This window comes from Kaarinaea lacus (genome assembly GCF_975902315.1).
On the sequence record NZ_CDLKIE010000329.1, the window covers coordinates 1 to 12623 of the forward strand.

Below are 12623 nucleotides of genomic sequence, written 5' to 3' on the forward strand. Positions count from 1 at the left end.
AATGCAGGCGCTAAATTTTGATCCTGATACCCTGGAAATTTTACTGGTGCAATTTGCCATCCTGTATCGCGGTGAGGAACGCATTCAAATGTCCACGCGTTCAGGCCAGTTTGTAACCTTGCGCGAATTACGAGAGGAAGTCGGTGCGGATGCTGCACGCTTCTTTTATGTGATGCGCAAGTGTGAACAGCACATGGATTTCGATCTGGAGCTGGCGAAATCACAAAGCAATGATAACCCTGTTTATTACATTCAGTATGCCCATGCGCGCGTCTGCAGTGTATTGAAGCAGCTTAACGAGAAGTCATTAAGCTACGATCAAGGGCAAGGGTTGGCTAATTTGTCGTTGTTAACTGAGCAACACGAACTTGAACTTATTACCAGTTTATCAAAATATCCCGAAATCATAGCGTCGGGTGCACGTAATCATGAGCCACATCAAATCGCCCATTATTTACGCGATCTGGCGAATGAGTTTCATACCTATTACAATGCACATCAGTTTATTGTAGAAAACGATGCGTTGCGTAATGCGCGCCTGGTTTTAATATTGGCTACTCGGCAAGTAATTGCCAACGGGTTAACTATACTTGGAGTATCTGCACCGGAATCCATGTAAAGGGAATGGCAGCACATGGCACGTGATTACAAACATGCGGAAGTTTTTAGTCCTGGCACAAAACCATTACCATTCTGGATATGGATATTTGCTGCTGTGGCAATCAGTGGATTCGTAGGGCTGATTTATTACCTTGACCAGTATGAGCGGGCAAAAACCATCGCCCGGCATGTTGATTCTGGGGAAGTAAAAACGACAAAACAGAAAGAAGCACAGGCAAAACCAGCTGATGAGTCTAAATCCCGTTTTGATTTTTACAAGTTATTACCCAAATTAAGCGTAGACGTCCCCCGATCTGAAACTGCTGATCGCCAGCCTGACACTGCCGATGACCATAAGAACGATCCAGCACCGGCTTTCAGCTATATATTACAGGCAGGCTCATTTAAGGAGTTTCACGAAGCTGATCGCCTGAAAGCAAACCTGGCCCTGATGGGTATCCAGGCCAATATTGAAAAAGTGACATTAAACCAGTCTGAAGTCTGGCATCGAGTACGCATTGGTCCACTTAGCAGCGAAAGGGAAATGAATAAAATTCGTAACCAGCTACGGAGCAAAAATATCGAGCCAATTATGCTGAAAGTGAAGACTTAGTCACAAATCGGCACGATTATCCTCAACAATTCTGAGATATGCCACACTATAGGTGCATTTTCCTTTTAAATACAATAAGTTAAAAGTCAAGTTTGCAGTTTTCCGTCAACCCGGAAATAGCACCCACCGACATCGACACGCTGTTTGGCAACCCATTAATTCCATGGGCCCTGGGGAATGTGAATACCTTCACAACTCTCGTAAATACAAGCCACTAGACTTCACAGAATAGTACTCCCCTCATCAAGAACCTACGCATTTTGCCCGTTAAGAAAGTCGGATGGCATAGACCGAGGTAACTCAATCAGAACTGTTGGAGACGTTTCTGGGGAAGAAAAATGACTGCAGCCAAGCAATTACTCGATGACAAATTTCTGAAAAACTTTGCGCCCCTGGGTGACCTTGACGCAGAGCGATTCAATAAAATTGCCCGTCACTGCACAGTGGAGCAGTATGATGCAGGAACGAAACTGTTTCAAATTGGTGACCGGGATAACCGAACGCTTTACCTGATGTCAGGTCAGGTAACGTTAACCTTTCGCAGCGGCACCCAGCGCATTATTACTGCAGAAACCAACCAGGCACGCAACGCCCTGGTTCCCGAACAACCCCGTCAGGCCAGTGCCACCGCAAAAACGGCCGTTAGCCTGCTGGTCATTGATTCAGACATTCTTGATCAAGTCATGCATTGGAGTGATAGCTCCGGTTATGAAATCGCTGAGCTGGAAGCTAATGAACAAAATGACTGGATGACGATGTTTTTACAGTCTAAAGCATTTCTGAAACTTCGAGCGCAGAATATTCAGGCACTCATGATGCGCCTGGAAGAAATCCCCGTCAAAGCCGGTCACGTCATCGTTAAGCAGGGTGATGATGATGGTTATTATTATATTGTCAAACGTGGCAAATGCCGTGTAACACGTAAACCTACACCCAACTCACCTGAAATCGAAGTGGCTGTTCTCTCGGTTGGCGCTGGTTTTGGCGAAGAAGCTTTAATAATGCACGATGCGCGTGGCGCAACCGTAACCATGGTTGAAAGCGGCCAACTGATGCGGTTATCACGCTCGGATTTTACTCGCCTCCTGGCTGAACCACTGGTACAAATCGTTAACTACAAAGATGTAGTGAAAAATCCAAAAACTGTTTTCCTGGATGTTCGCACCTATGAAGAGTATGTCAGTGATGGCATCCGAAACAGTGAGAATTCACCGCTCCCTGAACTTCGTGCGAAGATTGATATATTTGACAGCCATAAGCAGTATGTCATTGTCAGTAACGATGGTGGTCGCGCTTCTGCAGCGGCGTTTCTGTTGTGCCAGCAAGGACTGGACGCGGTAGTACTTGAGCGGGGACTGCTAGGATTACCGGATGACGTATTACGCGGCAACGGAAATGTCGATGACCTGAACAACATACCAACCGTTGACAATGTTGTCAGTTTTAACAAATCTTCCGAGCCAGAAGTTGAAGACGAATTGGCAGATAAATTTAATGTCTTTGATGAATACGATGAGTTGGAAGAGCTGGAGCAAACTGATCAAGCGCAAGTCACACCAGCAGCGGAAAACGAACCGTTAACTGACGAAGAGTTCATGAGTGACCCCCGGGTTAACGCCATATTTACCCAGGCCAAGGAACGTTTGACGCAGGAAGCGCGAAAGTCAAAGGCAGCAGATCAGGCCCGTACTCAAGCAGAAAAGGAATTAGCACGTTTGAGATCGGAAGCGGAAGAGGTTCGAATTGCCGCAGAAAAAGCACGCAAGGAAGCAGAGTTAGCCGTCAAGCAATCGGCAAAGGCTGCCAGGCTGGATGCCAGTAAAGAAGCGGCACGCTTACGGGAAAAAGAGCTGGCCTGCAAGCAGGCCGAGGTTGAAGAAGCCATACGACAGGCAGAAGAAGAAGCACAGCGTGCTCACTATGCTGAAGTCGCTTATCGCGAAGCACAGGAAGAAAATGCTCGATTAAAAACCGAAATGCAGGAAGCGCTCGAGCATACCAAAGAAGAGGCACGCAAATCGAGCGAGGCATTTAAAATCTTTGCTGAGCAGGAAGCCAGGCGCTATCGTGATGCGGCAAAAAAACGTGCCCACGATGAAAAGAGGAGAATTCGTGAGGCCGACAAGGCTCGTCGTAAAGCAGAAGCTGAAATCAAAAAACTGAAATATGATGCACAAACAACACGTCGTAAGCTGGAAGAACAGGCAAAACTAGCCGTCGATGCGGCACGGACCGAAGCGCAACAGCAAGCCGCTCGTTTACATGCAGAGGAATTGGCAACACAGCAAGCACAACAGGAAGAGTTGATTCGCAATGCAACGCTTGTGGCTGAACGTGCTGAGAAGGCTGAGAAAGCGCGCCGAAAGGCAGAGTCTGAAATAGAAAAAATGCGTCTGGATGTTGAAATTGCTCGTACTCAATCGGCAGAGCAGGCGCGTATAGCAGCTGACCAGGCTCGAAGCGAAGCGGAACAGGAAGCAGCTCGACAAAAGGCACAGGTGCTGGCGGAAAAACAACTGGAAATTGAAGAAGCGGTTCGCCGTGCAGAAGAAGAGTCTTCTCGTGCACGTGCAGCTGAAGAAGCACGGCGTTTGGCGGATGAAGAGATTGCGCGAATCAGACAGGAAGCTGCCAGCGAAAAAGCGCGGGTTGAAGAGCAGGCCTTGCGTATAGCCGAACAGGCGCGTGAAATTGCTGAACGCAAAGCAGAAGAACAGCGCAAACAGGAGCTTGCTGCCAAGCAAGTGGAAATCGACTCGGTAGAACAAAAAGCACGTGAGGAAGCAGAACGTGCACAAGTTGCCGAAGAAGCGCGCTTAAAGGCTGAGGCCGAAATTGAACGCTTGAAACTTGAAGCAGAGCAAACGCAACAGGAATTGCAAAAACAGCTGACTGCGGATATATCGCGATCTACAACAGAGCATGAAGTCGCTCGTGCCCGCGCGGAAGAGCTGGTTAACAAGCAATCTGAGATTGATGAAATTGCTCGTGTGGCAGAAGAAGCATCATTGCGTGCCATGGCTGCTGAAGAGGCGCGCTATAATTCAGAGCAGGAAATAGAACGGTTAAAGGCAGAGATTGAACAAGCACGCGAGGCACAGGAAAATGCCAACAATGCGGTAAACGAATCTTTGCATCTCGACGAAGCGGAACTCGCTCGAAAGCAAGCTGAAATTCTGGCCATTGGTAAAACAATTGAAGAAGAAGCCAGGCGCGTAAAAGCCGCGGAAGATGCACAGTTACAAGCGCAGGAAGAAATTAATCGTTTGCGTAAGGAAGTAGAGTTTTTGACGAAGCAGGCGCAGGAGCAACTTAACGCGGATGTCCAGCGGGCAGCAATCGAAAATGAAGCTGTTCGCGAGCAGGCAAGGGAGCTGGAGCAAAAGCAGAAACAGATAGAAACCGCTATTCTGGCAGCCCAGCAGCAAGCACAACGTGCTCAAGATGCTATTGAGGCACGCATTCAGGCGGAAGAAGAAGTTAAGCAGTTAAAAGCGCAGACGGATGAAGCGCAGGAAATGTTGCGTCGATCAGAGCAGCAAAGCCGCAAAAAGATTCAACGTGAAATAGAGCAGGCTCGGGCAGAAGAGGCTGCACGTCGTCAGGCTGAAGTTGAGGAAGCGGCCCGCAACGCGCGTGAGGAAGCCAGGCGCGCAGAAATTGCGGAAAAAGCCCGTTTGGAAGCAGAGCGCGAAATTGAGCGTTTAAAAGCGGCGGCCGAAGTGCAGCGCATCAAGGCGGAAAAAGCGATTAAGGAATCAATAAAGACTGCGCATCAAACGGCCGATAATAAAGACGTTGTAAATCGTAATAATGGTACGTCCAGAAGAGTCCTTAATAAACAGGAGGTTAATGATCCTGTTGGCATAGCCACGGACTTTTTTGCCAATGAGCCTCAAACTGATCTGGAGGCTCAAGACGACATGAATCTGTTGTTCACCGACATTGACGTTGGGGAGCAACCCAAGGGCGCCAGTGACCGAATTAAAGCAATGAAAAACGAACCAAAAAAACAGGACGAAGCTAAAACCGAAGAAGAAGCGCCAGCAAGCAGCTGGGTTTCAGATCAGGTGATGTGGGAAGCTGCACTCGGTATTCGCCAGGATGATAAAGTGCAGCAACTCATTGCGCCGAATTCCGACAATGATAAAGAACAGTTTTTTAGGCGTGAAGTCCAGAACGATGAAGAACGTAAAGCAGATCGTCCGTTGTTCGAAGGCAGGGAAGTTAACTATCGAAAGATGAAACAACCTGCCTCCATTCCGGTAAACAGAAGGAGACGGTTAACCTCCCTGATACAGAAAGGTAAAATCCTTTTATGGTTAAGCCCGCTGCTCCTGGCAGTCGGTTACTACTTTACCTTAAGCGAGCAACAACGAATTGGCCTACAGTTGACAATTGCTGAAACTGTATCCGGTAAATCAGTTAATGACCGCTCTGGTGTTGGTAAAGATATTGCCAAAGACGCACAGGCGCTCATTGAGGAAACTGAGGCACGTATCAGTGCAAAGAAAGATGGCGGTAAAGCGAAAAAGAAATCGGATCCCGTAAAACAAAAATCAAAACCGGCAGCAAATAAAACTGCTGTAAAAGCAACACCGAAAAAACAACCGGTAACTGTTAAGCCCAAGACGTTCTCGGGGCGTGATATTCCTTTTGAGGAAACGGCAACACCGGTGACTGCTATTCAGGCACCTCTTCCGCAGGCAACTGTCGAAACCCGGGCAGTACCACAAGATAGCCGGACGGTATTACCACCTATACCTGATGCAACAGCTGCAAGTGCAATGACGGCTGAGCCTGACACGGCTGGTTTGCAGCAAGGTGATGCACGAACTGCAACAGAAGTTACAACACGATCACGAAACACTTCCTCCGTGACGGTTGTTCCAACCGTGCCAACGGATACACTTCCGCAGGGAGTGGTTATTGAGAAGGTCCCAGATAATGTGGATGTTAATGCCGAGCAAAATACAGCAACATTTCACAAAACAGAGGATGGAAACCTCGAAACTATAATTTCGCAATAATTTTTTCGATAAGATTAGTGATTCGCCGCGCCTGTGCAAAGGTGCGGCGTATTTATTTGTAACATACAGATTTAGGCTGTATACAGGAATGTTACTTATCTATATCGGCATCTACCACTTCAAAGCTGGTTATTTTTAAAGGTCTGTCATCCCCATCATAAACAGTAACAGACCAAATGCCCTTCCACTCTGGTTTAATATTCTTGCTGGAATGTACACGCCAGCGTGAACCGTTAACTTTAAAGTTTACAATCGCCATTTCCTTGCCTTCATATTCCCAGCGATGTTTAATGTTCTGGCCATTGAAGTTAATCAGTTCAGTGAAAAAATATATTTTCTCATTATTATTGGTGAGCATGACAATGTTGTCTGTTGGTTCGCGATCGGCGATGGCCGTGGTAAATTGCGCGCGAGCAATTCGGCGATGGGTGTTTTTTGCTTTTTGGGGTGCTTCTTGCGTAGCGGTTTCTGTTGTGGATTTTTCTTCTGTTACAGTTGTTTCTTCAGTTGCGTTTGTTTCAGGGCTCGTTGTGGAATCGACGTTTTCAGGCGTGCTTGCTGTAGTATCCTCCATCTTCGTTGCATCTTCCGGGCTGGCGGATTTTTCTTCTGCATGTATTGTATTGCATATCAGTAGAGTCAAAGCAAAGACAACGGCCAGACGATTAAAAGTTTGCGTTATCATGATGTATTTGTTCCTCGGAGTATTCAATTTTACAGTAGTATTCGACTGAAATTCCTGATTCGTAACTCAGGTTTATAGCGTTATTCTTCCAGGTATGTGTAGCCTGTTAATCCGGCTTTGAGTTCTTTGAAATAACTATCCACTGTTGTGTCGTCCAAATTGGCGGCCTGCAGTTTACTTTTATAGATCGCGATAAATTCGTCGGTATCATAATGTACATGACGTAACACGTAGTCAATGGAGTCGCCATGATGAGGGTTGCTGACAGAATAAGAATTAGCAGTGAGTTCAACATTAACAGAGTTTGTGTCCCCGAACAAATTATGCATATCGCCCAGGATTTCCTGGTAAGCACCAACAAGAAATATACCCAGATAATAAGGCTGACAATCCTGGATCGAATGTAGTGGCAAACTGGCTTCTATTCCGTCTTCGTCTACGTACAAGTCAATTCTGCCGTCGGAGTCGCAGGTAATGTCATGGATGGTTCCCCGCTTATCCGGTTTTTCATTGAGTCGGTGTAGCGGTACGATGGGGAAGAGTTGGTCAATTGCCCAGATGTCAGGTAACGATTGAAACAGGGAAAAGTTACAAAAATACTTGTCCGCAAGCTTTTCATTTAGTTCATCCAGTGTTTCCCGGTGGGATTTTTTTTCACTGTTTAAGCGCTTGCGGATCTCGTCGCATAATTCAAAGAATTTCTGTTCGCAACAGGCCTTTTCCTGGAGTGAAACAGTGCCGGCATTAAACTGTTGCTTCATTGCCTCCATGGTTTTCTTTGCGTCCTGGAAACATTCCAGGATTTGGCAGTTTCCGTTTTCTAGATTCTCGAGATATTTCTCAAGCTCATTAACAGGTGCGCTGTCCGGATTTGTTGGTGCGCCTGTAGATGCACTTATTAGTTGCTCTGTTTCAATGACATCCACAATAAGTACTGCATGATGAGCGACCATAGCACGGCCGGATTCAGTAATGATGCGTGGATGAACAATGCCCTGTTTGCCTATGATGTTGGCGAGGGTGCCTGTGACGACATTCGCGTAGTCAACGATACTGTAGTTCATGGAGAAATAACTTCGTGATCGCGTGCCCTCGTAGTCTATACCCAAACCACCTCCAACATCGACGGTATCCAGATGGCTGGCGCCTGCTTTGTGAAGTTCGATGAAATAACGCGCACACTCCGTCATGCCTTTCTGGATGTCTTCAATATTGGTGATTTGCGAACCGAGATGGAAATGCAATAATTCAAGATTATCCAGTAGCTTGTTTTTTTTAAGTGTATGTATTGCTTCAAGGGCCTGGCTGGATGAAAAACCAAATTTCGATTTTTCGCCACCGGTATTTTGCCATTTTCCAACACCTATGGAATCGAGACGTATTCTGATACCGAGCGATGGTGCTACTTGCAGTGCTTTGGCTTCCTTGATGACAATTTCTACTTCGGATGGTTTTTCCAGAACGATATACAGTTTGTGGCCCAGGGCTTTACCAATCAGGGCCAGCCGAATGTATTCACGATCTTTATAGCCATTGCAAATAATAACGCCATTTGTTTCGCTGGCCAGTGCCAGCACGGCCATCAACTCTGGCTTGCTCCCTGCCTCCAGCCCTACCGGATTGTCAGTTTTTAGTAATTCAGTGACAACGCTGTGTTCCTGGTTAACTTTAATAGGATAGACCGGCTTATACGTGCCTTTGTAGTTGTTGGCCGTAATCGCGTTAGAAAAAGCACTTCGTAGATGTTCGATACGATCTCGCAAAATATGGGGAAAGCGTACCAGGCACGGCATTGACAGTCCGGTTTGCCTGATGTCATTTACCAGCTTGTACATATCAATAGGCGGACTATTTTGACTGCGACCCGGGTTGACGACCAAATTCCCGGTTTTATTGATGTCGAAATATCCCCCACTCCAGTGCTGAATGTTGTACAGGGTTTTAGCGTTTGTGCTTGTCCAATCGGTCATAGTTTTCAACGAATTACATTCTGATTACGGAGTTACCGGTTTCGTACTTGCTGTTGTAATGTGAGTGGGGTATCTTTTTCGCCCATTGCTCGTTTTGGTTTTTAAATGAGGTCCAGTAATTGGTGATTATATGACATTAGATAACAAATGGTTTACTGAAATTTGTAAAGAATCTGGTACGGCGTTCTCTTTGAAAATTATCCAGAAATTGCACGAAGAGAAAACGCCTTATCAAACGATTGCCATCTACGAAACAGAGAAGTTTGGCAATTTGATGGTCATCGATGGATTTACCATGGTCTCAACCCGGGATAATTTTCTTTATCACGAAATGATGTCACACCCAGTGTTATTTACTCATCCTGATCCCAGGAATGTTGTCATTATCGGAGGAGGGGATTGCGGTACCTTAAGAGAAGTTTTAAAGCACCCAGGCGTGGAAACAGCCAGGCTGATTGAGATCGACCAACGGGTGACCGAGCTTTCAGAGCAATATTTCCCCGAGTTGTGTGAATCCAATAAAGATCCAAGGGCAGAAATCAGTTTTATTGATGGAATAAAATGGATGGCTGATGCTGCCGAAAACAGCATTGATGTAATCATCGTGGATAGCACCGACCCTGTTGGACCCGCTGAAGGATTATTCGGCGAGTCCTTTTTCAGGGATTGTGTCAGGGTATTGTCTGAAAATGGTATATTAGTGCAGCAGAGTGAGTCACCATTAGTGCACCAGGGTATTATTAAGGATATGTACAAGGCCATGAAAGCCGCTGGGTTTAATGAACTGGCGACCCTGAACTTTCCGCAATGTATTTATCCCACTGGCTGGTGGTCGGCCACCATGGCAAGTGTATCAACACCATTGAAGGAATATCGGGCGCACGCGGTAGAAGATAAAGGATTTGAAACGACTTATTATAATGTCGATATACACCAGGGTGCTTTAGCGGCACCGGAATTTTTTAAACAATTTACCGAGTGCTAGATGTTTGATTGTCGTTTTAGAGCCTGAAGCTATTTACACCACTCTTTGATTTGGGCTTCTGCTTCATCCATCTTGGCTCGACGCGTATCGTCATCCCAGTAATGGCGTTCGCCGCTTTCATCCACCTCATACAAACGGCCACCCTGTTCGATGGTTGCGGCGCGTCGTTTTGCAATACTGCAATTTTCCTTGCGAATTTCTTCGTTTTTCTTTTCAAGCTCTGCGGCTTCTTTTTCTGAGCTGACTTTGACTTTTTCTTCTCCTGCTTTCTCTTTTTTAGCCTGATCGTCGTCGCTACCAGATGGTTCTTCTGAATCCTGGCCAGAGGAGGAGGGCTTTGATTTCACTTTCATTTCCTGTGCGCCGGTGGATGGTTTTTCCGCGCTGTAATGTACGTTGCCATCCTGATCGACCCATTTGTATACCTTGCCGGCTACAGCGCCGGGTACAAAGGCTAGCGTTAGGATAGCGATGAGGCTCAGGGAGAAAGTTATTCTAAATTTCATAGGAATTTCCGCCATTTAACAATTAATTTGCTCTATGACAAAGCGTAGCTTGTTCAGAGCAAGGTGCAATTGGATAAACGCACAAAGTGTCGATTTTCTACCATTTGATTCGGTCAATGAGGCAAATTCTTGAATAGTTTCAGTTTGTTGTTAGTCACAGATCCAGCCTAAAGTTCAAAACTTAATCGAAATTTGGGGGGTATAAATTAATCGGGCATAAAAAAAGGGCGCCTTCTCTTAAAGGTAAGAAAGGGCGCCCGTGGAGAGTCTCTCAAAGTTGAGGAAGGGTTACTTTGAAGAGAGGATTCTCATGTTTTATGTTACTTGGCCTGGGTGAATTCAGGATATGCTTCCAGCCCACATTCCACCAGATCCACACCTTCGTATTCTTCTTCCTCGCTGACCCGTATACCCATGATAGCTTTCAATGCCGCCCATACGATCAGGCTGGTGATGAAAGTCCAGGCCAGGATAGTGAACAGGCCGGTCAACTGAGCACCGATAGTCGCTTCCGGATTTGTGAAAGCTACCGCAATCAAGCCCCACATACCGACAGTACCGTGCACCGAAATCGCACCCACAGGATCGTCGATTTTCAGTTTGTCCAGACCAACGATGGAGAACACGACAATGATACCGCCGATTGCACCGACGATGGTTGATGCAAGCGGGCTGCCTGCCAACGGCTCTGCAGTGATCGCCACCAGGCCAGCTAATGCGCCGTTTAATGCCATGGTCAAATCAGCCTTACCAAATACTAATCTTGTTGTGATCAACGCTGCGATGACACCACCAGCTGCAGCCATGTTGGTATTAACGAATACCAGTGCTACTGCGTTTGCTTCACCGACGTCTGAAATTTTTAATTCAGAACCACCGTTAAATCCGAACCAGCCCAACCAGAGAATGAAAGTACCCAGGGTAGCTAAGGGGAGGTTGGCACCAGGAATGGGGTGAATTTCGCCATTCTTGCCGTATTTACCTTTACGGGCGCCAAGTAATAATACACCTGCCAGAGCCGCTGCGGCACCGCACATGTGTACAACCCCGGAACCGGCAAAGTCGTTAAATCCTAAGGCATCGAGGAATCCGCCGCCCCATTTCCAGTAACCTTGCATGGGATAGATGAAACCAGTCATCACAACCGCGAAACCCAGGAAGGCCCACAGTTTCATACGTTCCGCAACCGCACCGGATACGATTGACATTGCAGTAGCAACGAATACCACCTGGAAGAAAAAGTCCGACAATCCAGAGTAATAAGGTGCGTCGTCACCACCGGCGATAACAGCCGCCGCTTCATTGTCAGCACTACCCAGGATACCGCCAAAACCGGGCCACCAGGAGTTTACTGCTTCTGCGGGATACATAATGCTGTAACCCATCAGCATGTACATGACACAAGCCACAGCAAACAACGATATATTCTTAGTTAGAATTTCTGTTGTATTTTTTGCGCGAACCAGGCCTGCTTCTAACATCGCAAAACCTGCCGCCATCCACATCACTAACGCGCCGGATACCAGGAAATAAAAGGTATCCAATGCATAGGCTAGTTCTTTAATTGCTTCCACGTTTTTCTCCTCCAAACACTCTTCGATAAGTTAATACTTAAAAATCCACTACAGCGCGTCTGGGCCAGATTCACCCGTGCGGATGCGGATCACTTGTTCAAGCGCGCTAACAAAAATTTTCCCGTCACCAATTTTGCCGGTATTAGCCGCTTTGCTAATGGATTCGACGACCTGGTCTAACAGACTGTCATCGATGGCTGCTTCAATTTTTACTTTTGGTAAAAAATCCACAACATACTCAGCGCCACGATAGAGTTCGGTGTGTCCTTTCTGGCGTCCAAAACCTTTAACTTCTGTCACCGTCACACCTTGTACCCCAATCTCAGATAGCGCCTCCCGAACGTCATCTAATTTAAAAGGCTTGATAATTGCGGTTACTAACTTCATTTTTTGTCTCCTTTAATTAGGGCTACCCTGTGAGGCAGACCATCACACCTCAGGGGTGTTAACTGGCATTGATTGCAAATTAACCGGTGTTCTTTAAGCGCACTAAGTTGTTGCACAACTCTGGCACCTGTCACCCCTCCAAAGTTTGCTATTTTGTTACTATCAAATGACCAATAGCATGGGGTGTGCCATGTGAAGATTAATTATAAATATCAAGTAGATAGGCCTTTTTTTGGGCTATTTGCGGGTTGCTAAAGCGCACCAAATTGGAAT

The 12623-nt window shown here is 46.5% G+C and carries 9 protein-coding genes; 4 read left to right on the forward strand and 5 right to left on the reverse strand.

What is annotated here, in order from left to right; genetic code table 11:
* From ACWVCM_RS10640 to ACWVCM_RS10650, 3 genes are all read left to right on the forward strand, one after another.
* Positions 1-619 (forward strand): DALR anticodon-binding domain-containing protein (locus ACWVCM_RS10640; RefSeq protein WP_455201730.1); only part of this gene is annotated, 619 nt, incomplete at its 5' end.
* A gap of 15 nt (positions 620-634) precedes the next feature.
* Positions 635-1213, forward strand: a complete 579-nt coding sequence (locus tag ACWVCM_RS10645; protein ID WP_455201731.1) for an SPOR domain-containing protein — start codon at positions 635-637, stop codon at positions 1211-1213.
* 338 nt (positions 1214-1551) lie between these two features.
* Positions 1552-6243, forward strand: coding sequence for a cyclic nucleotide-binding domain-containing protein (locus ACWVCM_RS10650; protein WP_455201732.1), 4692 nt, complete (start codon positions 1552-1554; stop codon positions 6241-6243).
* 91 nt (positions 6244-6334) lie between these two features.
* On the opposite strand, the gene ACWVCM_RS10655 is transcribed toward ACWVCM_RS10650, so the two are convergent.
* Both ACWVCM_RS10655 and speA read right to left on the reverse strand, forming a co-directional pair.
* On the reverse strand, positions 6335-6928 hold the full coding sequence (locus ACWVCM_RS10655) for a DUF2914 domain-containing protein (protein WP_455201733.1): 594 nt from the start codon (positions 6926-6928) through the stop codon (positions 6335-6337).
* Between the two features lie 80 nt (positions 6929-7008).
* Positions 7009-8898, reverse strand: coding sequence for a biosynthetic arginine decarboxylase (speA, locus tag ACWVCM_RS10660; RefSeq protein ID WP_455201734.1), 1890 nt, complete (start codon positions 8896-8898; stop codon positions 7009-7011).
* 130 nt (positions 8899-9028) lie between these two features.
* On the opposite strand from speA, the gene speE reads away from it, so the two are divergent.
* Positions 9029-9883: a polyamine aminopropyltransferase gene (gene speE, locus ACWVCM_RS10665; protein ID WP_455201735.1), complete on the forward strand. Its 855-nt coding sequence runs from the start codon at positions 9029-9031 to the stop codon at positions 9881-9883.
* Between the two features lie 29 nt (positions 9884-9912).
* Here the strand turns inward: speE and ACWVCM_RS10670 are convergent, their stop codons facing one another.
* From ACWVCM_RS10670 to glnK, 3 genes are all read right to left on the reverse strand, one after another.
* Positions 9913-10389, reverse strand: a complete 477-nt coding sequence (locus tag ACWVCM_RS10670; RefSeq protein ID WP_455201736.1) for a DUF4124 domain-containing protein — start codon at positions 10387-10389, stop codon at positions 9913-9915.
* Between the two features lie 320 nt (positions 10390-10709).
* Positions 10710-11963 (reverse strand): ammonium transporter, encoded by a 1254-nt coding sequence (locus ACWVCM_RS10675; RefSeq protein WP_455201737.1) that lies wholly within the window; start codon positions 11961-11963, stop codon positions 10710-10712.
* A gap of 48 nt (positions 11964-12011) precedes the next feature.
* Positions 12012-12350: a P-II family nitrogen regulator gene (gene glnK, locus ACWVCM_RS10680; protein WP_455201738.1), complete on the reverse strand. Its 339-nt coding sequence runs from the start codon at positions 12348-12350 to the stop codon at positions 12012-12014.
* Between the last annotated feature and the right edge of the window lie 273 nt (positions 12351-12623).